Annotated in this window: 27 protein-coding genes; 13 read left to right on the top strand and 14 right to left on the bottom strand. The window is 73.4% G+C overall.

Features of this window, described 5'->3' with window-relative positions:
- Positions 1 to 41 precede the first annotated feature (41 nt).
- The 4 genes from RM779_RS01130 to RM779_RS01115 all read left to right on the top strand — a co-directional run bounded on the left by RM779_RS01130 (position 42) and on the right by RM779_RS01115 (position 2,536).
- Complete coding sequence (locus RM779_RS01130; RefSeq protein ID WP_311614785.1) at positions 42 to 809, top strand: enhanced serine sensitivity protein SseB; 768 nt, start codon at positions 42 to 44, stop codon at positions 807 to 809.
- Between the two features lie 77 nt (positions 810 to 886).
- Complete coding sequence (locus RM779_RS01125; protein ID WP_311614783.1) at positions 887 to 1,660, top strand: enhanced serine sensitivity protein SseB C-terminal domain-containing protein; 774 nt, start codon at positions 887 to 889, stop codon at positions 1,658 to 1,660.
- Between the two features lie 73 nt (positions 1,661 to 1,733).
- Entirely contained in the window at positions 1,734 to 2,207 is a 474-nt protein-coding gene (locus RM779_RS01120) for a Dps family protein (protein WP_077058683.1), read from the top strand.
- Positions 2,208 to 2,410: 203 nt separating this feature from the next.
- Positions 2,411 to 2,536, top strand: coding sequence for a hypothetical protein (locus RM779_RS01115; protein WP_311614781.1), 126 nt, complete (start codon positions 2,411 to 2,413; stop codon positions 2,534 to 2,536).
- Between the two features lie 28 nt (positions 2,537 to 2,564).
- Here the strand turns inward: RM779_RS01115 and RM779_RS01110 are convergent, their stop codons facing one another.
- From RM779_RS01110 to RM779_RS01080, 7 genes are all read right to left on the bottom strand, one after another.
- A complete protein-coding gene (locus RM779_RS01110; protein ID WP_311614778.1) occupies positions 2,565 to 2,771 on the bottom strand; it encodes a hypothetical protein in 207 nt (68 codons plus the stop codon).
- A 70-nt stretch (positions 2,772 to 2,841) separates the two neighbouring features.
- On the bottom strand, positions 2,842 to 3,333 hold the full coding sequence (locus tag RM779_RS01105; RefSeq protein WP_311614776.1) for a glycine-rich domain-containing protein: 492 nt from the start codon (positions 3,331 to 3,333) through the stop codon (positions 2,842 to 2,844).
- 389 nt (positions 3,334 to 3,722) lie between these two features.
- Positions 3,723 to 3,968 carry a hypothetical protein gene (locus RM779_RS01100; protein WP_311614774.1) on the bottom strand — a complete coding sequence of 82 codons (246 nt, stop codon included), beginning with the start codon at positions 3,966 to 3,968 and terminating at the stop codon, positions 3,723 to 3,725.
- The gene (locus RM779_RS01095; RefSeq protein ID WP_311614772.1) at positions 3,965 to 4,177 is read right to left on the bottom strand and encodes a hypothetical protein; all 213 of its coding nucleotides are present in this window, start codon (positions 4,175 to 4,177) and stop codon (positions 3,965 to 3,967) included. The genes RM779_RS01100 and RM779_RS01095 overlap by 4 nt, the downstream gene beginning before the upstream one ends.
- Before the next feature lie 5 nt (positions 4,178 to 4,182).
- Positions 4,183 to 4,341 carry a hypothetical protein gene (locus RM779_RS01090; protein WP_311614769.1) on the bottom strand — a complete coding sequence of 53 codons (159 nt, stop codon included), beginning with the start codon at positions 4,339 to 4,341 and terminating at the stop codon, positions 4,183 to 4,185.
- Positions 4,338 to 4,724 (bottom strand): hypothetical protein, encoded by a 387-nt coding sequence (locus RM779_RS01085; protein ID WP_311614767.1) that lies wholly within the window; start codon positions 4,722 to 4,724, stop codon positions 4,338 to 4,340. The genes RM779_RS01090 and RM779_RS01085 overlap by 4 nt, the downstream gene beginning before the upstream one ends.
- Positions 4,725 to 4,733: 9 nt before the next feature.
- Entirely contained in the window at positions 4,734 to 5,078 is a 345-nt protein-coding gene (locus RM779_RS01080) for a DUF6415 family natural product biosynthesis protein (protein ID WP_311614765.1), read from the bottom strand.
- Positions 5,079 to 5,222: 144 nt separating this feature from the next.
- Here RM779_RS01080 and RM779_RS01075 point away from each other — a divergent pair, with 144 nt between their 5' ends.
- Complete coding sequence (locus RM779_RS01075) at positions 5,223 to 6,410, top strand: helix-turn-helix domain-containing protein (RefSeq protein ID WP_311614763.1); 1,188 nt, start codon at positions 5,223 to 5,225, stop codon at positions 6,408 to 6,410.
- Between the two features lie 271 nt (positions 6,411 to 6,681).
- Positions 6,682 to 6,885, top strand: coding sequence for a hypothetical protein (locus tag RM779_RS01070; protein WP_077058678.1), 204 nt, complete (start codon positions 6,682 to 6,684; stop codon positions 6,883 to 6,885).
- A gap of 18 nt (positions 6,886 to 6,903) precedes the next feature.
- Here the strand turns inward: RM779_RS01070 and RM779_RS01065 are convergent, their stop codons facing one another.
- From RM779_RS01065 to RM779_RS01045, 5 genes are all read right to left on the bottom strand, one after another.
- Positions 6,904 to 8,052, bottom strand: coding sequence for a glycerate kinase family protein (locus tag RM779_RS01065; protein WP_311614761.1), 1,149 nt, complete (start codon positions 8,050 to 8,052; stop codon positions 6,904 to 6,906).
- A gap of 33 nt (positions 8,053 to 8,085) precedes the next feature.
- Positions 8,086 to 9,498 carry an SLC13 family permease gene (locus tag RM779_RS01060; RefSeq protein ID WP_311614759.1) on the bottom strand — a complete coding sequence of 471 codons (1,413 nt, stop codon included), beginning with the start codon at positions 9,496 to 9,498 and terminating at the stop codon, positions 8,086 to 8,088.
- 85 nt (positions 9,499 to 9,583) lie between these two features.
- The gene (locus RM779_RS01055) at positions 9,584 to 10,246 is read right to left on the bottom strand and encodes a response regulator transcription factor (protein ID WP_311614757.1); all 663 of its coding nucleotides are present in this window, start codon (positions 10,244 to 10,246) and stop codon (positions 9,584 to 9,586) included.
- The gene (locus RM779_RS01050; protein ID WP_077063192.1) at positions 10,243 to 11,622 is read right to left on the bottom strand and encodes a sensor histidine kinase; all 1,380 of its coding nucleotides are present in this window, start codon (positions 11,620 to 11,622) and stop codon (positions 10,243 to 10,245) included. The genes RM779_RS01055 and RM779_RS01050 overlap by 4 nt, the downstream gene beginning before the upstream one ends.
- Positions 11,623 to 11,689: 67 nt before the next feature.
- Positions 11,690 to 11,995 carry a small secreted hydrophilic protein gene (locus RM779_RS01045; RefSeq protein WP_311614755.1) on the bottom strand — a complete coding sequence of 102 codons (306 nt, stop codon included), beginning with the start codon at positions 11,993 to 11,995 and terminating at the stop codon, positions 11,690 to 11,692.
- A gap of 233 nt (positions 11,996 to 12,228) precedes the next feature.
- On the opposite strand from RM779_RS01045, the gene RM779_RS01040 reads away from it, so the two are divergent.
- Positions 12,229 to 12,861, top strand: coding sequence for an N-acetylmuramoyl-L-alanine amidase (locus tag RM779_RS01040; RefSeq protein WP_394813197.1), 633 nt, complete (start codon positions 12,229 to 12,231; stop codon positions 12,859 to 12,861).
- Positions 12,862 to 13,039: 178 nt separating this feature from the next.
- Positions 13,040 to 13,321: a sigma factor-like helix-turn-helix DNA-binding protein gene (locus tag RM779_RS01035; RefSeq protein ID WP_077058672.1), complete on the top strand. Its 282-nt coding sequence runs from the start codon at positions 13,040 to 13,042 to the stop codon at positions 13,319 to 13,321.
- A 73-nt stretch (positions 13,322 to 13,394) separates the two neighbouring features.
- Here the strand turns inward: RM779_RS01035 and RM779_RS01030 are convergent, their stop codons facing one another.
- Positions 13,395 to 14,087, bottom strand: a complete 693-nt coding sequence (locus tag RM779_RS01030) for an N-acetylmuramoyl-L-alanine amidase (protein ID WP_311614752.1) — start codon at positions 14,085 to 14,087, stop codon at positions 13,395 to 13,397.
- Between the two features lie 77 nt (positions 14,088 to 14,164).
- On the opposite strand from RM779_RS01030, the gene RM779_RS01025 reads away from it, so the two are divergent.
- Both RM779_RS01025 and mnmA read left to right on the top strand, forming a co-directional pair.
- Positions 14,165 to 15,334 carry a cysteine desulfurase family protein gene (locus RM779_RS01025; protein WP_311614750.1) on the top strand — a complete coding sequence of 390 codons (1,170 nt, stop codon included), beginning with the start codon at positions 14,165 to 14,167 and terminating at the stop codon, positions 15,332 to 15,334.
- Positions 15,335 to 15,373: 39 nt separating this feature from the next.
- On the top strand, positions 15,374 to 16,522 hold the full coding sequence (gene mnmA, locus RM779_RS01020) for a tRNA 2-thiouridine(34) synthase MnmA (RefSeq protein WP_311614748.1): 1,149 nt from the start codon (positions 15,374 to 15,376) through the stop codon (positions 16,520 to 16,522).
- Positions 16,523 to 16,560: 38 nt separating this feature from the next.
- Here the strand turns inward: mnmA and RM779_RS01015 are convergent, their stop codons facing one another.
- Positions 16,561 to 17,361: a carbon-nitrogen hydrolase family protein gene (locus RM779_RS01015; RefSeq protein WP_311614746.1), complete on the bottom strand. Its 801-nt coding sequence runs from the start codon at positions 17,359 to 17,361 to the stop codon at positions 16,561 to 16,563.
- A 44-nt stretch (positions 17,362 to 17,405) separates the two neighbouring features.
- Between RM779_RS01015 and RM779_RS01010 the strand changes: the two genes are divergently transcribed.
- From RM779_RS01010 to ligA, 3 genes are all read left to right on the top strand, one after another.
- Entirely contained in the window at positions 17,406 to 18,095 is a 690-nt protein-coding gene (locus RM779_RS01010; protein ID WP_311614744.1) for an SDR family oxidoreductase, read from the top strand.
- A 103-nt stretch (positions 18,096 to 18,198) separates the two neighbouring features.
- Positions 18,199 to 19,164, top strand: coding sequence for a methionine synthase (locus RM779_RS01005; protein WP_394813206.1), 966 nt, complete (start codon positions 18,199 to 18,201; stop codon positions 19,162 to 19,164).
- Positions 19,165 to 19,178: 14 nt separating this feature from the next.
- A complete protein-coding gene (ligA, locus tag RM779_RS01000) occupies positions 19,179 to 21,503 on the top strand; it encodes an NAD-dependent DNA ligase LigA (protein ID WP_311614740.1) in 2,325 nt (774 codons plus the stop codon).
- Positions 21,504 to 21,572 lie beyond the last annotated feature (69 nt).

The raw sequence follows: 21,572 nt of genomic DNA, 5'->3' as shown, positions 1-21,572 counted from the left end.
GGGCGGCGTTCCCGGACCTGATGAGATGGTGGTCGAACGAGATGAGTGTTCCGCGGCAGGGCCCCGGCTACGGGGGCGGCTGGCCGAGCAACGAGCTGGAGGAGACGCTCGCCGGTGCCCTCGGCGCCAACGACGCCGCCCCGCGCCTGCTTGAGACCCTGGCCCGCAGCGCCGTGTGGGTCCCGCTGCCCGAGGGCGGCGGGCCGGAGAGCCGCACCCTCGACCTGCCCACCATCGAGCTGAACGGCGGCGTGTACGTCCCGGTGTTCAGCTCCGCGGAGCAGCTGCACCTCGGCGGCGCCTCGCACCTTCCGTTCAGTGTCGCGCCCGCCTGGCAGTTCGCCCGCGGGCTGCCGCCGCAGGTCGGCATCGCCGTCAACCCGGGCGGCACGGTCGGCGTTCCGGTGCCGCCCGCCGCCGTGGCGGAGCTGTGCCGCTCCACCCCGGGCCGGCGCACGCCCGGTGTGCCCTCCGGCGCGCGGATGCGTCTGTTCCAGCCGGATTGGCAGAGCGAGCCGGTCGACTTCCTGAACGCGGCGGCGGCCGAGCTGGCGCAGGTGTGGCAGGTCAGGACCGCCCGCCGCGGCCTCGCCAGCGCCGAGGGAGCGCCGCCGAGCCTGTTCATCGGCGTGGAGCTGGACGCGCCGGACGAGGAAGGGCGCGCGGCCGCCGGCGATGCGCTGGGGCGCGCGCTCGCCGCGCGACCGGTCGCCTGGCCGGTGCAACTCGTCATGCTGGATGCGGCCGAGGACCCCGTGGTGGACTGGCTGCGGGAATGTGTGCAGCCGTTCTACACGCGTGACGTCTAAGCGCCCTCGGTGAGGGGCATGTGACGGGCGGCTGCCGGGCACAGTGCATCCGAGGGGCGCGAGGAGGTCCGGACCAGGTGAGTGCGGAAGAGGGCGTCGAGGAGCTGCTGCCCCGGATCACCCCCGACCGCCTCGACACCTACGAGAAGCTGCTCGGCGCGCTCGCCACCAGCGAGGTTCTGATGCTGCTGTGGCACGGCCGCCCCGGTGAGCCGGACGCGCAGTACGGCAGCGTGGACGTGGCGGGGCACGGCTACGCGCCGTGCGTCACCTCGGAACGGGAGCTGACCGCGAGCGGCTGGACGCGCGCGCACGAGGTGGTCGCCGGCCGCGACATCGCCGCGGCCCTCTACCCCGAGCACTGGGGCCTGTGGCTCAACCCGCACGCGGAGAGCGGTGGCCTCGGCATCCCGTGGCTGGACCTGCGCCGCATCGCCGGCGGCCTCGACCGGCTGCCCGCCGGCCCGCTGCGTATCAGCGAACCCAGCATCCGCGCGGACGCGTTCTACGCGCAACTCACGCTGCACGCCCGGCGCACGCCGGCGCTGCGCAGCCTGCGCCGTGCGTGGGTGCGCCCCGCGGTCGGCCCCGCCTACCTCGTGATCGGCCTGGACGTGGACGACACCGCGGAACAGACGGCGGAGGCCGTGCGGCAGATGATGAGCCGGGCGATCACCGCGGTGCCCGAGGGCCTGCCGGTCGGCACGGTCGCGATGGCCGACGCGTTCGACCCCGTCGCGATGTGGCTGCGGGCCAACGCCCGCCCGTTCTACGACCGGGACGCACCCGGCGACGGCTCGGGCCCCGCCCCGCCCCGCCGGCACGGCTACGGCTACCCGCGCCCGTACTGAGTCCCTGGGCGGTTTCGGGCGGCCTTTCCGGGTTACCCGTCACGTTCACAGACACAGGAGAGGGGACGCCCGCATGTACGCCATCAAAAGCACGCTGCCGGAGGCCACGCTGAAGACGGTGGGCGAGGCGCTCCAGGGCGCGCTGGTGGATCTGATCGATCTCTCCCTGATCGCCAAGCAGACGCACTGGAACGTTCTCGGCCCCCGGTTCCGCTCGGTGCACCTGCAGCTCGACGACGTCGTGGACACCGCGCGCTCCCACTCCGACACGGTGGCCGAGCGCGCCGCGGCCCTGGGCCTCTCCCCGGACGGCCGCGCCTCGACGGTCGCGGCGGCCACCGGGATCGGCAAGGTCGCCGACGGCTGGCAGCAGGACACCGAGGCCGTCCGCACGATGGTGGACGCGCTGGGCGCGGTCATCGTCCGCATGCGCGAGCGCCTGGACGAGGTCGGCCCGGTCGACTCCGTCACCGAGGACGTACTGATCCAGCTCACGAAGGAGCTGGAGAAGCACCACTGGATGTTCCAGGCCGAGAACGAGTCCTGAGACCGCCACCGTCTCGGCGTGGTGACCTGGGAAAACAGCAGTCACGACATGTGACACGGCGTTCCGTCACTCCCCGAAATGTGACGGAAGAAAACCGGAATCCGCCGCCCGACCGGAAGGAAACCGGAACGCAGCGAGGCCCCGGCCACCCTGAAAAGGGCGGTCGGGGCCTTTGTGTGGGCACCGCGGAAGGGCGGGCAACCGTGGGCCCCGCCCCCGCCGGCTCTCCCGGCGCCACCTCAGTTCACCTCGGCTGGCTCATCCGTATCGCCGGTGCCCTCGGCGTCGACCTGGCCGACCTCGTACAGGAGCCCCGGCCGCCGCGGTGACGGCCGGGGCGTTGCGCTGTCCGTCAGGTCAGGAGCTGCCGCCCTGGCAGCACACACAGGGAACAGTCACCGGGCCGTTCCCGGTGGCCATGACGATCAGTGTCCCGGGGCAGGTACGCGCCCATCGGGGCTTCCGGCTTCGCCGACGGAGTACTTTCTGCCAGTGCAGCTCGAAAACGGCCGCGGCATTCACGCCTTGCCGGTGCTGTTCCTCGGGATCGGTGGGATCGGTCATGGCCGCACTGTACGGTCGCGGCCCGCGCCTGGGAGAGGAAACGGCGGGTGCACCGCTCGTGTGGGTGGCATCAGTTCGGTGACGCGTCGCAGTCCTGGGCCTCGCACGGCGCGTCATCGCACGTGGGCGGCCGGTGCTGGCACTGCGCGGCCACGTCGACTGTGCGGTCCCCGGGAGGTCGCCACAACTCCTCGTCGACCTCGAACCCAGCCGCGCGGATCGCGTCCATGGCCCGGTCCCGCCAGGCCGTGTCGAACCGTCCGGAGTCCGGGGCCTGGGGCACGTGGTGCACGAACCGGCCCGCACGGTCGCACAGCCGCTGGTAGATGCGGGTGTGCAGGATCAGGGCATGCCAGCCCTCATCCACCGTGCGCGACGGGGAGATGGTGTGCTCGGTGACGGCGGCAGCGCCGACGAACGCCGCGCCCTGGGAGACGATGCGCTGGGCCAGCGGCTCGCGCATGCCGGGGTTGTTGCCCCGCACGGTCGCCGTGACGGCCGCGAACTCGCGGTCCGTTAGTAAGTCGCGCCCGGTGCGGGGCGCTACGGTGGTAGTGCTCATTCCGGTGTTCCCTTCTTGGTTGCTGGGGTGTTGCGGGCCCGCCTCCGGCGCTCGGCTGTCCAGGCGAGAGCGCCGGGGCGGGAGTCAACTGATCCAGGTGTGACGGCAGTCCCTGCACTGGCAGGGCACGCGCCCGTCTGTGGAAAATAGGCGGCGCACGTTCAGGCTGCCGCCCTCGGGGCAGGCGCCCATGCGCTTCTCCTCGTCGGTCGGTGCTGGTTGCCCGCCCCGTGGGCCCCGTGCGCGGGGCGGGCGTTCCCCTCGCGCACGGTTGGTTCGGGGCTGCCCGGCTCTGCGACCGGGCGGCCCCGCTGCGCGCGAGGGGAGAATGGGCCCCGCCGCCATGGTGTCGGGCTGCCGCGGGGGCGGGTGTCGGGGGCAGCGCAGTTTCAGGGGGTGTCCACCCGCGGAAGGGTGCGGCGGCGGGCGGCCCACAGGACGGTGGCTTTGGTCATGGTGAACGTCTCGCCGGTGGTGAACTCCAGCCGTTTGGTGCCGCGGTGCATCGTGGTGAGGTCGCGGACGGTGAAGTCCTGTCCGCCGATCGCCAGTCGGTCGCCGCGGCGCACGGTCTGCGCGGTGACTTCCACGGAGATCATGACCTGGCCGGCCCGCGCCAGGGGCCTGCCGGTCATCGGGCCGGCCTGCGCGGCTCGGCTGCGGGGGTCATGATGAGGTCCTCTCGGTCGGCGTCGGTCAGCGACGGCGCGGGCGACTCGGGCGGCGGGTCGGCGGGGGTGACGCAGGCGCGGGCGGTGTAGATCAGGGCATCGCAGAGCGGGCAGTACGCGCCGTCCGCGCGGCGGTCGAGGACGCCGGGGTGGTGACAGACAGAGGCGGTCACGGCGCTCACTCCCGCGAGACAAGGAGGACGGCGAGCAGGGCGGCCAAACCGAGCGGGTCCGCCGCGATCATCAGTTCGCCCGCGCGGGCGCCGAGCCAGCCACGGGCGCGGGCCTGGCGGGCAGCTGAGCGCCGGTGGCGCGCGCGGCGCGACAGCGCGTTCACCGAACCTGCTCCAGTGCGTCGTGCAGGTCGCCGGGGTCGGTCAGGCACGTGACGGTCGGGGGAATCAGCCACCGCAGGGACTCCCCGCCCGACCACGGCCCGCCGATGCTCTCGGCAGGCGGGACCAGCGCGGCCAGCCCCGCCCCGAGGACCCATATACCGCCGGCCCGCGCCCACCCGTCGGACGAGCCGACGGGCACCAACCACGTCATCGTGCGCAGCGCCTGATCCTCGATTACCGGCCCGGACCGCTCACGCAGGTGGCTGACCGTTCGCGTTCCCGTGAGCGAAGTGACGCGGACTGCGTCCCACCACCGGCCGGACGGCAACACCGCCGCCTCCTCAACGGGCAGCCACTCGGGCAGTACCTCGGATGTCGCCATGGCCCTGCCTCAGCTCGGGGTACGGACGTGAGTGGCCAGGGAACTCGCCGAGTCGGCGAGCAGTTGCATGTGAACGAGCATCGACATCGGACCCCCGGACGGCTGCTTCTCCAGCAGGTGCGCGGCGGTTTCCAGGGCTGCCTCCAGCCGGCGCCGCGTGGAGGTGTGCGGCGGCATCCGCTTGGCCATCCCCGAGCACTCTCGTACCAGCACGCCGAGGTGGCCACGTAGCTGCTCGGTCACCTCGGCGACCTTCGCGGCCTGCCACTTCGCGGAGTAGAGCGACCGCGCGCGGCTCACCGACTCCCGCAGCGCATCGTGGTCGATGCTCGCGTCCTTGCCCGTCGAGTTCACGACGCCTCCGTCCAGCCGTCATTGCCTGTGGTAACCAGACAACTACGTGGCGGGTGGCTGAAGATGCACAGATGATGCACAACCCGTTGAGGGAATAGCCCAGATGCCGGACGCGCCCCCAGCGAGGTGGGGAACACTTTGGACATGCACGCTGCCACAGCACCTACTGCCGTGGGCGAGAACATCGCCGTCCAGCGCAAGGCGAGGGAACTCTCGCAACAGGCGCTGGCCAACCGGGCAAAGATTTCCAAGTCACTACTCGCGAAAATCGAAATCGGTGACCGGGCCTGCCGCCCAGCCGTCGCCGCATCCATCGCCGGCGCGCTGGGTGTCCCCCTCACCGTCCTTTACGGCCAGCCCTACGCGGAATCCCCCGACCCCCACCTCATCGACGCCCTGCGCTCATCCGTCCGCCGGCACCGGCATCCAGCCGTCACGGATCTGCGTGCCGACCAGCTGCCCGCTGACATCGACGCCGCCTCCCGCATGCGCGCGTCGACCAACTACGCGCGCCTTCTCCCGATACTGCCCGCACTGATCGCCCGGGCTGTCGCACACGCACACGACACACAGGAACCAACGGCCTGGGAGCTGCTGGTTGATGCCTACAGCTGCGCGTTCACCATCGCCCACCGACTCGGGTATCCCGACCTCGCCGACCTCGTGGCCGCCCGGCAGGAGTGGGCAGCCAACCAGAGCTGGACGCCCGTGGCTCAGATGGCCGCCGCCTGGACCGAGGCCGGCTGCTACCAGTCCGCGGGCGACTACCTCGAAGGGCTCGCCGTCACCGACCGGGCGCTGACCTCCATGAGTGCCATCGCCACCGACAGCGTCGCCGGCGTCGTAGCCGCCGGATCGCTGCACCTCCGCGCCGTCACCCTGGCGTCCCGTGCCCGGGACGGCGCCACCACCAAATTCCACCTGGAGAAGGCCAAGCGACTGGCCGGGTACATCCCCGACGCCGACCTGTACCGGAACAACTTGACGTTCGGGCCGGGCAACGTCGTGCTCCATGAACTCGCCACTCACATTGAACTGGAGCGCCCCCGCCGCGCGGTCGCGATGGTGGACGAACTCACCGACGTCCCCCTCCCAGGACTTGCGCCGACCCGTGTCGGGCACCTGCACATCGACGCGGCACGCGCGCACTTGGCGGCCGGCGACCGTGACGAGGCGCTCCAGTCCTTGCTCCGCGCGCGGGACGCGGCGCCGCAGATGGCACGGATTCACCCGATGGCCCGGGAGGTGCTGCGGGTCCTGGTGTCGCTGCACCGGCGGTCGAAGCCGGAACTCGCGATACTCGCCAAGTGGGCAGGACTCCACGAGGCGTGACACGGCGGCCTGGCGCACGCTACCCGCACTCCCGTCCAGGAAACCGCCATGCCCGAGGAGACGAGGCTCCGGGCTCAGCGCGCGGCACACGCGGCAGCGTGGCGCTCCGGGCGGCGTCGGGCAGTCGGCCGGAGCCGTACCGGAACGCCGCGCGCGGCTTCGCGTCGGTCGGTCCTGCGGGTCCTGCCGGGGCCGTCTCCGGGCTGGGTGTTCCGCACCCGCGTGCGCCGTCGAGGGTGCGCGGGCGCGCGCCGGGGTGCACTCTTGGCGCATGGCCACACGCATCGTCGTCTATCCGCTGACCGAGGGCGGCGGGCGGCGGGTGCGCGCGAACGGCGAAATCCTCGGCCGCGCCAGGTCGCTCGGCGAGCTGCTCGAATTCCTGCGGCGGGCCGGGCTCGACCCGGACGATGTCGACCTGCGCGACCCCGGCCTCTTCGAATGGCGCGGCGGCGGGCCCGATATCTGGGAGTAGGCCCGCGCCGAGCGGCTCTCAGGGGCGCACCGCGGGGCGGGCCATCCGGCTGCCGAGCAGTACCATGCGCAGCGCCCGTTCCGCCGCGTCGGCCAGGAACTCTCCGCCGCGCGCCAGCGCCTCCGGCAGGCCGACAGGTGCGGGCAGGATGCCGCTCCAGGCGTCGACGCCGATCAGCCTGACCTCGTGCGCGCCTTCGCCGAGGGTGCCCGCGAGGGCGAGGACCGGAATGCCGAGCGCCTTCGCGCGCCGGGCCACCTCGCCCGGGATCTTCCCGCGGGAGGACTGCCGGTCCAGCGCGCCCTCCGCGGTGACCACCAGGTCCGCGCGCGCCAGCCGTGCGTCCAGGTCGACGTGGTCCAGCAGAACGTCGAAGCGCGGCAGCAGCCGCGCGCCCACGGCGGCCAGACCGGCGCCCAGGCCCCCGGACGCGCCGGTGCCCGCGCCCGTGCGTAGGTCGATGCCCGCGGGCGCCAGGTCGCGGGCCAGTACGCCGGCCCAGTGGTCGAGCGCCGTGGACAGCTCCTCCACCAGCGCGGGCCCCGCGCCCTTCTGCGGCCCGAAGACGCGGGCGACGCCGCGCGGGCCGCACAGCACGTTGAACGGGTTGCACGCGACCAGTACCTCGGCCTCGGCGAGCCGCGGGTCGAGCCGCCGCGCGTCGATGCGGTGCAGCCGCCGCAACGCGGCTCCGCCGGGCGGCAGGTCCCGTCCGTCCGCGTCCAGTAGTCGCGCGCCCAGCGCCTGGAGGGCGCCCGCGCCGCCGTCGGACGTGCCAGAGTCGCCGCAGCCCACCAGGATGCGCCGCACCCCGGTGTCGAGCGCCGCGGCGATCAGCTCGCCGACGCCGTACGTCGTGGTCGCGCCCGGATCGCGCTGCCCCGGCGGGACCAGCGAAAGACCGGCGACCGCGGCCATCTCCACCACGGCGGTGCCGTTCAGCAGCGCGAAGTGCGTCGGCACCGGCGAACCCACGGGTCCGGTCGCGGTGCGGTGGACCAGCCGGCCGCCGGCCGTGGCGGCGAGCGCCTCGGCCGTGCCCTCGCCGCCGTCCACCAGGGGGAGCAGGTCGATGTGCGAGCCGGGTGCGGCCCGCAGCAGGCCCTCGGCGATGGCATCGGCGGCGGCGGAGGCGGACAGCGACTCCTTGAGGCCGCTGGGCGCCACGGCAAATCGGTACGGGGGGATCACGGGCACTCCTCAGGGGGTGACGCCGAACAGCGGCCACACGGCCAGGGCGAACAGCAGAACGAGGGCGGCGGTGAGCGGGGCGAGCACCGCGGACAGCCGCAGCAGGTCACCGGGGGTGTACGTCGGTGTGCCGGGCACATCGGAGAACAGGGCGACCGGTTTGGCGGAGGCCGGCAGGGTGTGGCAGAAGCCCGCCGCCGCCGTCGAGGCCAGCGCGGCGGCGACCGGGTCGACCCCCGCGGCCATCGCCGCGGCCACCACCAGCGGCACCAGCACGCTGGAGCGGGCGGAGCGGGACTGGAGCACCAGATGCGCCGCGGTGCTCACCGCGACGACGACGGCGAGGAACGCCCACGCGGGGACCGCGTCCCCCGGCAGGCCCGATATCAGCCACGTCGCGGCCCCCGACTCGGCCAGCGCCACCCCCATCGCCATGGTGGCCGCCATGAACAGCAGCAGCGACCACGGCACCGTGGCCAGCGCGTCCTTGAGCCGTATCGTGCCGAGCGCGGGCGCCGTCGCGACGACGGCGCCGATCAGCGCGACCACGGCGGGCGACGCCCCGTGCAGCGGCTCGCTGCACCACAGCGCGACGACGGTGGTCAGCAGCGCGGCGCAGCGGGTCTCGGCCGGCGAGAGCCGCCCGGTCACCGGCCGTTCGCTGTGCTCCTCGATCGCCTCGGCGGTGACCCGCACCGGCCCGCGCCGGTCCGCCCGCCGCGTCGTCGTCAGCAGCACCACCTCGGCGGCGAGGTGGGAGGACACCACGGCCAGCGGCAGCCCGAGCAGCAGCCACTCGTGGAAACCGACGCGTTCCCCCGTGGTCTCCCACAGCACCGAGACGGTGATGAGGTGGGCGCCCGCGCCGATCAGCGTGGCCACCGCGGACAGCAGGATCACGGTCGGGAAGAGCAGGGCCAGCGCGACGACAAGGCGCTTGCGGTCGGCCAGCGCGCGGGCCAGGGCGAGGAAGACGGGCAGGGCCAGCGCGGCGCGGCCCGAGGTCGCGGGCACCGCGAAGGCCGAGACGACCAGGGCCGCCGTCGTCAGGTGCACCAGCTGCCGCACCGTGCGCGCGCCGCCCACGAGGAAGGCGGCGGCGCGCCCGGCGAGGCCGGTGGCCGCCACGGCGGCGGCCAGGACGAACGCGCAGATCAGCAGCCATATCGTCGCGTCGCCCAGGGTGCCGAAGAGGGCGTCCGCGCTGGTGACCCCGGTCACCGTCAGGGCCAGACCGGCGCCGAGCGCGACGTAGGTGTCGTCGATCGACGAGGCGATCCAGGCGCAGGTCGCGAGCGCGAAGACGGCGAGCGTGATGCGCGCGTCGCCGGTCAGCTCCGGGAAGTTCCGCGGAACGAGCAGCAGCCCGCAGAAGCTCAGCGTCGCGCACAGCGCCGCGGCCTGACGGAAGGTGAGTGTCACCCGACCAGTCTCCGAACGTCGGGTGAGCGGCCGATGAACCCTTCATGAGGGGAACTTCATCGGCCGGGCGGCGCCCTCCCGCGCCTCACTGCGGCAGCCGGTACCCCATGCCGCGCACCGTCTCGACGCGCCCGGCGCCGAGCTTCTTGCGCAGCGCGCGCACGTACACGTCCACGATGTTCGAGCCCGGGTCGAAGTCGTAACCCCATACGTGGGACAGGATCTGCTCGCGCGAGAGCACCTGTCCTGGGTGCCGCAGAAAAAGTTCGAGCAGCACGAACTCGCGCGCCGTCAGGTCCACCATCGCGCCCTCAGCGCGCGCCCGGCGCGTTCGCAGGTCGAGGCTCAGGTCGCCGCTGCGCAGCACCGTCACCTCGGGCGCCCTGGCCGCGGTGCGCAGCCGCAGCCGCACCCGGGCCAGCAGCTCCTCGAAGCGGAACGGCTTGGTCATCCAGTCGTCCGCGCCGCCTTCGAGGCCGGCCACGGTGTCGCGCACCGAGTCGCGCGCCGTCAGCACGATCACCGGCACGGTGACGCGGGACTCCCGCATCTCGCGCAGCACCGTGAACCCGTCACGGCCCGGCAGCCCGATATCGAGCAGGACCAGGTCGTAGCCGCCGGTGCTCACGTAGTCGAGCGCGGCGTCGCCGTCCGCGGCGACGGTGGTGGTGAAGCCGTTGGCCCGCAGGCCCTTCTCGACGAAGGAGGCGATGCGCTCCTCGTCCTCGGCGATGAGAATGCGGTTCATGGGGTCTCCAGTACGAGTACGAAGGTGGCGCCCCCGCCGGGAGTGGGGCGCAGGTCCACACGGCCGTGATGGCCCTCGGCTATCGCCTTGACGATGGAAAGGCCGAGCCCGGCCCCGCTGCCGCCGCCGGTCCTGCCGCCGCGCCTGGCGTCGCCGCGCCGGAAGCGTTCGAAGATCATGTCGGCGTCCTCGGCCGGGACGCCGGGCCCCGAGTCGGCCACGTACAGCTCCACGTGCCGCTCGGTCAGCCGGGAGCCGATGTGCACGGCCTGCCCGGGGCCGGTGTGCTCGACGGCGTTCTGCGCGAGCTGCACCATGGCCTGTGTGATGCGCTGCGCGTCCAGCTGCGCCTCGCACTCGGCCACTTCCGGCAGCTCCCAGCGCCGGTCGCCCAGGGCCCTGGCCTTCACGAACACGTCGGCGGTCAGCTCGGCCAGCTGAACGGGCGCGGGCTGCACGAAGTCCGGTCGTTCCGCCTTGGCGAGCAGCAGCAGGTCCTCGACGATGCGGCTCATCCGGTCCAGCTCGTCGGTGACAAGACGCACCGTCTCGCGCCGCTCCGCGACGCTCTCCGGGCCTTCGCCCTCGCTCATCAGCTCCAGGTGGCCGCGCACGATGGTGATGGGCGTGCGCAGCTCGTGCCCGGCGTCGTCCACGAAGCGCCGCTGGGCGGCGAAGGCGCGTTCCAGCCGGTCGAGCATCGCGTTGAACGTTTCCGCGAGTGCCGAGATGTCGTCGCGGCCGCGGATCGGGATGCGCCGCGTGAGGTCCTGCTCGGTGAGCTGTGCCGCGGTGGCCCGCACCAGGCGGACCGGCGCGAGGATGCTGCCCGCCACCGCCCAGCCCACGGCGCAGGTCATCAGCAGCGCGACGCCCGAGATCACCAGCAGGATGTTGACCACATTCTGCGCGGAGGACTGCGCGCGGTCGGAGTGGAAGGCGACGATGAACATGGCGGGCGGCTCGTCACCGGTGGGCGTGATGGGGACCTTCGCCCAGCTGACCTCGCCGCTGTCCCGCTTCAGCGTGCCGGTCCGGGCGGTGTCCTCGGCGATCAGCGCCAGCGAGGCGGGGTCCTGGAAGAGCGGCAGGCGGGAGGGTATGTCCCGTGGCTGCCTGATCACCGTGGGCCGCGGCGACTCCACGATGTAGCCGAGCAGCTCCTCGGCCGGGTCCGGGTACTGACGTTCCAGGTAGAGGTTGAGCAGGCGGCGCGCGTCGGTGAACGGCTGCCCGGTGCCCGGGTCGCGCCCGCGCGACACGAAGTTGCGGAACTCGGAGGACTCCTGGGTCAATATCTGGCTGGTGCGCTCCTCGACGTCGCGCAGCAGGATCGACCGCGTGGTGGTGACGACAGCGGCGAGCGCGACGGCCATCACGACCACGAGCCACAGCAGGATGCGGAACCGGGCGGAGACGCGCGAGGGCGCCCGGGTGCCGCGTTCAGTCGTCGAAGTCGTCCCCGCCCTCGTTTCCGTCGTCGTCCTGGTCGTCGTCCCGGTCGTCGTCCGTGTCGTCCCCGTCGTCGAGGTGCTGCTGGTCGTGTCCATCGATGGGGACCTCGGTCGGGTCGGGCCCTGGCACCACTTCTTCGTTGGGCGGCACCGTGGGCGACGGCTCCTCCAGCTCTACGTCGGAGGGGACCGCGGGCGGTTCGGGATCGTCACTGAGCAGGTAGCTCGTCCCGGCGATGCCCACGGGTATGAGGACAACGGCGGCGAGCGCTGCCATGCGGTGCGAGAAAGCCATACGAACAAGGCTGCGGTCGGACTGTGCTGCGCTTCATGAAAGCAGGATGAAGGAATCTTAATTGTTGAAAGCGCCTGGTCGAACCGGAAGATTCACGAGTTTCACTGACAAACGCCAACTACGCGCATTGCAGGGGGCGTTGACCTTCAAAGGCGAGACAGTGGGCGGTTCCCGCCCAGAAGGAGCATGGGGTGCCCTTGTGTAGCAGTCCGGACTCATCCTACAAGTCGTACATGGCTACTCCACTGTCTGCGGACAAACTCCTGAAAGCGCTCGGCGACGAAGGCGTCGACCTCGTCGAGCACCGTTCCTGGCGCACCAACAACCGCAACAAGTCCGGGGCCTGGGGCCCCGTGCACGGCGTGATGATCCACCACACCGCCACCTCGGGCACCGACAGCTCGGTCGAGCTGTGCTATGACGGCCGCTCCGATCTGCCCGGGCCCCTGTGCCACGGCGTCATCGCCAAGGACGGCACCGTCCACCTGGTCGGCCACGGACGCGCCAACCACGCGGGCAAGGGCGACGGCGACGTGCTGAACGCCGTCATCGCCGAGCGCTCCCTGCCGAAGGACAACGCCTCCGACACCGACGGCAACCCGCACTTCTACGGCTTCGAGTGCGTCAACCTCGGCGACGGCGAGGACTCCTGGCCGAAGGAGCAGGTCGAGGCGATCGTGCGGGCCTCGGCCGCGATCTGCCGCGCGCACGGCTGGGGCAAGGACGGCGACACCTCGGTGATCGGCCACTTCGAGTGGCAGCCGGGCAAGGTCGACCCGCGCGGCCCCGGCATCTCCATCAAAGACGTGCGCAAGCGCGTCGTCGACCGGCTCGGCCATGCCGCCGACTGGACGCCACGCCCCTGAACCGGAAACTCCACTGCAACCGACGGCACCCCGACGGGCTCAACAGGGCAGCGGATCGGGCACGGGCACGGGCACGTCAGCGCGTGACACCCGGCGCCGAACGGACAACCAGGGAGGGCACCGCGCCGCCCGCCGCGGGGCCGGACGACCAGCCGGACAACCAGGACGGAGACCTCACGTGCACACCGAACCGGAAGACCTGGCCAGGGCCGCAGGACCCCGCGTCCGCGCGGCGCTGGCCGCCCTCCCCGAGACGCAGCGCGCCCTGGTCGGCCTGACCGCGGGCGGCCGCCGCACCGTTGCCGAGGCCGCCGCGGCACTCGGCGTCCGCCGCACCACCGCGCGCCTCCGGCTGCGCCGCGCGCGCCGGACGCTGCGCGCCGCCGCGCGCACCGAGGCGGCGGAGCGGGCCGCGGCGGCGCTCCCGTTGATGCTGACCTACTCGGGCCGCAGGGCCTGAGGCGCCGCGGCACCCTGGCCGCCGTGGCACCGTGGCCGCCGCACCACCGTGGCCGCCGCGGCACCTGGTGCCGTCACGCCGCGCCCGCGGCCCGCCGCACCAGCTCGATGTAGCGGTCCCAGTCCCAGTGCGGGCCCGGGCACACCCGCACCACGTCCGGCACCTCGTTGTGCCCGACGATGTGCTCGCGGTCGACCGGGATGCCGTACCGGTCGCAGATGCCGGCCACCAGCCGCGCGGACGACTCGTACAGCGCGTCGGTCAGGTACTCGGGCCGGTCCGCCCACCCCTCGTGCTCGATGCCGACACTGCGCTCGTTGAACCCCTGGTGCCCCGCGTGGTAGGCGACGTCCAACTCCCTGGCCAGCTGGGCTATGTGCCCGTCCTCGGAACGGACCACGTAGTGGGTCGCGGCCCCGTGCCCCGGGTCCTGGAAGACGCGCAGCGTGATCGGGTAGGTGGCCTCCGGCATGTGGATCACCACCCGGTCGATGCCGTAGTCCCGCGGGCGGCTGGCCTGCCGGTAGTTGGCGGAGGACGCGGGGACCCACTCGGCGCCCGCGTGGTCCACCTCCCCCTCGACGCGCGGGGTCTCGCTCCCCGAATAGCGCCACCACCAGCGCGAGAGCGTGTCCCGCGCCGCGAACCCGCCCACGCCGAGAGCCCCGGCCGCGCCGCCCACGAGCAGCGCCCGGCGCCCGGGCCCGCCGCGCGGCTCCCGCGGACCGCGCCCGGCGGAATGCCCACCCGCGGAATGCTCACCCATCGCGCATCTCCTCCGGTCGGAAAGAACGTCCGAGGCCCCGCCGCCGGTTCCGCAGCGGCTCGTAGAATCGGCTCACCATGCCCTACCTCGACCACGCCGCCACCACCCCGATGCTCCCCGAGGCCATCGCGGCGATGACCACCCACCTCGCCACGACGGGTAACGCCTCGGCGCTGCACGGTTCCGGGCGGCGGGCCAGGCGGGCGGTGGAGGAGGGGCGCGAGACGCTGGCCGCCGCGCTCGGCGCCCGGCCCAGCGAGATCGTCTTCACCTCCGGCGGCACCGAGGCCGACAACCTCGCGGTCAAGGGGCTGTTCTGGGCCCGCCGCGCCGCCGACCCCCGCCGCACCCGCGTGCTGGCCAGCCCGGTCGAGCACCACGCCGTGCTCGACGTCGTGCAGTGGCTCGCCGACCACGAGGGAGCGCGCGTCGAATGGCTGCCGGTCGACGCGTACGGCCGCGTCGCGCCCCGCGTGCTGCGCGCGGCGGTCGAACGGGACCCGGCCGACGTCGCGCTGGTGACCGTCATGTGGGCGAACAACGAGATCGGTACCCTTCAGCCGGTCGCCGAGCTGGCCGCCATCTGCGCCGAGCACGGCATTCCGATGCACTCGGACGCCGTTCAGGCCGTCGGCCAGCTGGAGGTGGACTTCGCCGCCTCGGGGCTCGCCGCGCTCACGGTGTCGGGGCACAAGATCGGTGGTCCTTACGGCATCGGCGCCCTGCTGCTCGGCCGCGACTGGACCCCGACGCCCGTTCTGCACGGCGGCGGCCAGGAACGCGAGGTCCGGTCCGGCACCCTCGACGTGCCCGCCATCGCCGGCTTCGCCGCCGCCGCCGAACACTCCGCGGCCCACCGCGCGGCGACGGCCCGCCGCGTCGCGGGGCTGCGCGACGCGCTCGTCGAGGCGGTCCGCGCGGCCGTGCCCGACGCCGTGCTCGGCGGCGACCCCGACCCGGCGGGCCGCCTGCCGGGGAACGCGCACTTCGCGTTCCCCGGCTGCGAGGGCGACTCCCTGCTGCTGCTGCTCGACGCCCAGGGCATCGAGTGCTCCACCGGCTCCGCCTGCACCGCGGGCGTCGCCCAGCCCAGCCACGTGCTCCTCGCCACCGGCGCCGACCAGGACCTGGCGCGCGGCACGCTCAGGTTCTCCCTCGGGCACACCTCGACCGAGGCCGACGTGGCCGCCGTCGCCGACGCGATCGGGCCCGCCGTCGAGCGGGCCCGCACGGCCGGGCTCACCTGACCGGGGGGCACCGGTACGGGGCACTACCCTGGTGGAGTGATGACTGACTCCCTCCCCGCTCCCGGACCCGCGGGCGGCCCGCGACGCCTGCGCGTGCTGGCCGCGATGTCCGGCGGGGTGGACTCCGCCGTCGCCGCCGCCCGCGCCGCCGAGGCCGGGCACGAGGTGACCGGCGTCCATCTCGCCCTCTCCGCCAACCCGAAGTCCTTCCGCACCGGCGCCCGTGGCTGCTGCACCGTCGAGGACTCGCGCGACGCGCGCCGCGCGGCCGACGTCATCGGCATCCCGTTCTACGTATGGGACCTGGCGGAGCGGTTCCGGCAGGACGTCGTGGAGGATTTCATCGCGGAGTACCGGGAGGGCCGCACGCCCAATCCGTGCCTGCGCTGCAACGAGAAGATCAAGTTCGCCGCGCTGCTGGACAAGGCGCTGGCCCTCGGCTTCGACGCCGTTTGCACCGGGCACTACGCGACGGTCGTCCGCGGCGCGGACGGGCGCGGGGAGCTGCACCGCTCGGCCGATCTCTCCAAGGACCAGAGCTACGTGCTCGGCGTCCTGGACGAACGGCAGCTGGCCCACGCCATGTTCCCGCTCGGCGACACCCGCGCCACCAAGCTGGAGATCCGGGCCGAGGCCGAGCGCAGGGGTCTGGCCGTGGCCCGCAAGCCCGACAGCCACGACATCTGCTTCATCGCCGACGGCGACACCCAGGGTTTCCTGGCGGGCCACCTCGGCTCGGCCGAGGGCGACATCGTGGACGAGGAGGGCCAGAAGGTCGGCACCCACCGCGGTGCGCACGGCTTCACGATCGGCCAGCGCCGCGGCCTGCGCATCGGCCACCCGGCCCCGGACGGCAAGCCGCGCTACGTGCTGGACATCTCGCCGGTCACCAACACCGTGACGGTCGGCCCGGCCGAGGCGCTCGACGTGGTCGCCCTCACCGCCATCAGGCCCCGCTGGTGCGGGGCCGCGCCCACGGGCCCCGCCGCGTACACCGCGCAGCTGCGCGCGCACGGTGCCGAGACGCCGGTCACGGCGGAGCCGGACGGCGGCTCGCTGCGGGTGCGGTTCGCCGAGCCGGTGCGCGGTGTCGCGCCCGGCCAGGCGATCGTGCTGTACGACGGGACGCGGGTGGTCGGGTCCGCGACCATCTCCGCGACGGAGCGCGCGGGCGCGGCCGTCGGCTGACGGCCGTCGGCTGACGGCCGCGCGCCGTTCGCGCCGGCTCACACCACGTCGCGCCTGCGGTTGGCGAGCACGGGAAGGGTCCGCCTGGCCCGTTCCGTCTCGGCCGGGTCGACATCGGCGACCAGCAGCCCCGGCTCCGCGCCGAGCCGGGCGCGGACCTCGCCGTAGGGCGAGACCACCATGCTGTGCCCGATGCCGGTGGGCGCGGACGTCGCGGGCGGTTCGCCGACGCTCGCCGGGTCCGCCTGCCCGGCCGCGACCAGCCAGCAGGTGCTGTCGAGCGCCCTGGCCCGCACCAGCACTTCCCACTGCTCCGCCTTGCCGGGCCCCGCGCCCCACGAGGCGGGCAGCAGCACGATCCGGGCGCCGTCGTCCGCGAGCCGCGTGAACAGGCCGGGGAAACGGACGTCGTAGCAGGTGGCGAAGCCAAGCACCACGCCGTCGAGCTCCGCCGTCACCGGCCGCGAACCGGGCGCCACGGTCGCCGACTCCGCGAAGCCGAAAGCGTCGAACAGGTGCAGCTTGTCGTAGTGCGTGTCGATGCCGCGGCCGGTGATCAGCAGGGTGTTGCGGACCCGGCCCGCCCCGGCCGGGGTGAACATCCCGGCGACCACCAGCACCCCCGCGGCATCCGCCACGGACCGCACCCGCGTCGCCCACGGCCCGTCGAGCGGCTCGGCGAGCGGGCCGAGCGGGATGCCGAACCTGGCCATCGCGGCCTCGGGGAAGACCACGGCGTCGGCGCCCTCGGCCGCCGCCCGCGCCGTCTGTTCCGCGATGGCCGCCAGGTTGTCCGCCGGCGAGACGCCGGACGCCAGTTGACTCACTGCGATCCGCACGGGGAGCCCTCCTTCGCTGTCGGGGCATAGGAGACCATGGTCGTATGGCAACGCATGTGATCACGGGGGCAGGGTCCGGAATCGGCGCGGCGGTGGCGCGGCGGCTCGCGGAGCGCGGTGACGAACTGTGGCTGTGGGCCCGCGACGCGGGGCGCGCACGGGAGCTTGCGCAGCATTTCCCCGGCGCGCGCACGCTGGTGGGCGACCTGGCCGAGCCGGAGCGGCTCTCGTGGGCGCTCGGGCACCAGTCGCCGCCCGACCGCATCGACTCGCTCGTGCACAGCGCCGGCGTCGTCGACCTCGCCGGCGTCGGGGAGCTGACGCCGCGGATCTGGCAGGCCACGCTCGCCGCCAACCTCGTCGCGCCCGCCGAGCTGACCCGGCTGCTGCTGCCGCAGCTGCGCGCCGCCCGCGGCCACGTCGTCTTCGTCAACTCCGGCGCGGGGCTGCGCGCCAGCCCGCAGTGGTCCGCGTACGCGGCGAGCAAGCACGGGCTGAAGGCCCTCGCCGACGCCCTGCGCGGCGAGGAGGCGCCGGGCGGGGTGCGCGTGACCACCGTCTACCCCGGGCGCACCGCGACGCCGATGCAGGAGAAGGTGCACCGGCAGGAGGGCAAGGACTACGACCCGGAACGGTGGCTGACCGCCGACGCGGTGGCCACCACCGTGCTCACCGCCCTCGACCTGCCGCGCGGCGCCGAGGTCACCGACCTGACCGTCCGCCCGGCGGAATGACCCGCCTGCCGGGAGCCGCACCCGCCCGGTGACCTACGTTGTCCCCGTGACAGACACGTGGAAGTTCCCCTGGGGCCCGGCCGCCGCGACCGGGGTCGGCTCGATGCCGGGCGAGGACGTCCGGGAGGCGGCCCGGATCGTCACCGGCACGCTGGAGACGCTGCCCTTCCTGCCGGAGCTGCCCGCCCGCGGTCCCGGCGCCGACATGACCGGCCGCACCGCGGGGCTGCTGGCCGAGCTGTACGCGCACCTCCAGCCGAGTGGCTGGCGGATCGCCGACCGCCCGGGGCGCGATACGCGGCGCGCACGGGCGTGGCTGCGCGAGGACCTGGACGCGATCGAGGAGTTCACGCAGGGCTACGAGGGCGCGCTGAAGGTGTCGGCCGTCGGCCCCTGGTCGCTGGCCGCGGCCCTGGAGCGCCGCAACGGCGAGGCGATGCTCGGCGACTCCGGCGCCCGCAGGGACCTGGCCGCGTCACTGGCCGAGGGGCTCGCGGCCCACCTGGCGGAGGTGCGGCGCCGGCTGCCGGGCGTTCGCCCCGTGCTCCAGCTCGACGAGCCCTCGCTGCCCGCGGTGCTCTCCGGCCGGGTGCCGACCGCCAGCGGCTACCGGGCCCACCGTGCCGTCGACCCCGCCGTCGCCGAGGAGGCGCTGCGCGGCCTGATCGCCGCCGCCGGGGACACCCCCGTCGTCGTGCACTGCTGCGCCGCTGAGGTGCCGTTCGGACTGCTGCGCGGGGCCGGGGCGACCGGGATCTCCTTCGACGCCGGACTGCTCACCGAGCGTGACGACGAGGCGGTGGGGGAGGCGGCCGAGGGCGGTACCGCCCTCTTCGCGGGCGTCGTGCCGGGGCGGGGAGCCGAGGCGGAAGAATTGTCGGACCCGGCCGGTACTGTCGGTGGAGTCAGGTCGCTTTGGCGCAGGCTGGGCCTGTCTCCCGGGCTCCTCGCGGAGCTGGTGACACCCACCCCGGCCTGCGGCCTCGCGGGTGCCTCCCCCGGGTACGCGCGGGCCGCGCTCGTCCACTGCGCCCGGGCGGCGAGATCCCTCGCGGACAACCCTGAGTGACGGGAGACGAGACAGTGGCTGGGGAACGTGGCGTCGAGCAGCAGTCGTCAGTGCCCGCTTCGGCCCGGGAGCGGCATGCGCGCCTCGCCGAGCAGGTCGAGGAGCACCGCTTCCGGTACTACGTGAAGACGCCCGTCATCAGCGACGCCGCCTTCGACAAGCTGCTGCGCGAGCTGACGGGTCTTGAGGAGGAGCACCCGGAGCTGCGCACGGCCGACTCGCCGACGCAAAAGGTCGCCGGCGTCTACGAGACGGAGTTCACCTCCGTTCCGCACCGCGAGCGGATGCTCTCGCTGGACAATGCGTTCGCCGACGAGGACCTGGACACGTGGGCGGACCGGATCGCGGAGGAGCTGCGCGGCATTCCGTACCACTTCCTGTGCGAGCTGAAGGTGGACGGGCTCGCGGTCAACCTGACGTACGAGCACGGCCGGCTGACGCGGGCGGCCACCCGCGGCGACGGGCGGACGGGCGAGGACATCACGCCCAATGTGCGCACGATCGACGAGGTGCCGCTCCGGCTCGCGGGCGATGACGTGCCGGAGCTGGTGGAGATCCGCGGCGAGGTGTTCTTCCCCATGGAGCGCTTCGAGGAGCTGAACGCGCGGCTGGTCGAGGCGGGCGACAAGCCCTTCGCCAATCCGCGGAACGCGGCGGCCGGTTCGCTGCGGCAGAAGGACCCGAAGGTCACCGCGAGCCGCCCGCTCCAGATGGTGGTGCACGGCATCGGCGCCCGCGAGGGCTTCGACATCGACCGGCTGTCGCAGGCGTACGAGCTGCTGAAGGGGTGGGGCCTGCCCACCGCGCGGGCGGGCAGGGTCGTCTCCTCCATCGACGGCGTGCGGGAGTTCATCGCGTACTACGGGGAGCACCGGCACGCGGTGGAGCACGAGATCGACGGCGTCGTGGTGAAGGTGGACGAGATCCCGCTCCAGGGCCGCCTGGGCAGCACCTCGCGGGCGCCGCGCTGGGCGCTGGCGTGGAAGTACCCGCCGGAGGAGGTCAACACCAGGCTGGTGGACATCCGGGTCGGCGTGGGGCGCACCGGCCGCGTCACCCCCTATGCGGTGGTCGAGCCGGTCACGGTGGCCGGTTCCGAGGTGGAGTTCGCCACCCTGCACAACCAGCAGGTGGTCAAGGCCAAGGGCGTGCTCATCGGGGACACGGTGGCCCTGCGCAAGGCCGGGGACGTGATCCCGGAGATCCTCGGCCCGGTGGCCGATCTGCGGGACGGCCATGAGCGGGAGTTCGTGATGCCGGCCGAGTGCCCGGAGTGCGGCACGGCCCTCATGCCGATGAAGGAGGGCGACATCGACCTCCGCTGCCCCAACGCCAGATCCTGTCCCGCCCAGTTGCGGGAGCGGATCTTCTACCTGGCCGGGCGCAGATGCCTGGATGTCGACCACTTCGGCTACGTGGCGGCCACCGCGCTGACCCAGCCGCTTGAGCCCACCGAGCCGCCGCTGCGCGACGAGGGGCGGATCTTCGAGCTGACGGTGGAGGAGCTGCTGCCGATCAAGTCGTACGTGCTCGACCAGGACACCGGTTTGCCCAAGCGCGACCCGGAGACCGGCGAGCCGAAGATCGTCACCTTCTTCGCCAACCAGCAGGGCGAGCCCAAGAAAAACACGCTGGCCATGCTGGAGGGGTTGCGGGAGGCGAGGCAGCGGCCCCTGGCCCGCATCATCACCGGCCTGTCGATCCGGCATGTGGGGCCCGTCGCGGCGCAGGCGCTGGCGCGCGAGTTCCGTTCGCTCGACCGCATTGCCGAGGCGAGCGAGGAGGAGCTGGCCGCGACCGAGGGCGTGGGCCCGACGATCGCCGCCTCGCTCAAGGACTGGTTCGCCGTGGACTGGCACCGCGACATCGTCGAACGGTGGCGGGCGGCCGGCGTCAAGCTCGCCGAGTCGGGGGACGAGGAGGCCGGGCCGCGCCCGCTGGCCGGGATCACCGCGGTCGTCACGGGCACGCTCGCGAGCCACACCAGGGACGAGGCGAAGGAGGCCCTCCAGAGCAGGGGCGCCAAGGTGACCGGCTCGGTCTCGAAGAAGACCCACTTCGTGATCGTGGGGGACAGCCCCGGTTCGAAGTACGACAAGGCGGTGCAGGCCAAGGTGCCGATCCTCGACGAGGCCGGGTTCGCGGTCCTGCTGGAGCAGGGGCCGGACGCGGCGCGCGAGGCGGCCCTGCCCACGGACACGGACACGGACACGGACACTGAGCCGGACACGGACACTGAGCCGGAAGCGGGCACGGAATCGGGCCCGGGGGCGGGCGCGGACGCCGCCGAGGGGGAGACCGCGGGCGGGCAGGCTGCCGAGGGCGGGTCGGCCTCGTGAGGAGCGGGGCCCTTTCCCCCCGGCCATGCGGTCGGCATATACCAGAGGAATAAGCGCATGTGAGGGCCT

It is taken from the genome of Streptomyces johnsoniae (genome assembly GCF_031845565.1).
Classification (GTDB): domain Bacteria; phylum Actinomycetota; class Actinomycetes; order Streptomycetales; family Streptomycetaceae; genus Streptomyces; species Streptomyces johnsoniae.
This window is presented reverse-complemented; position numbering and strand designations above follow the sequence as displayed.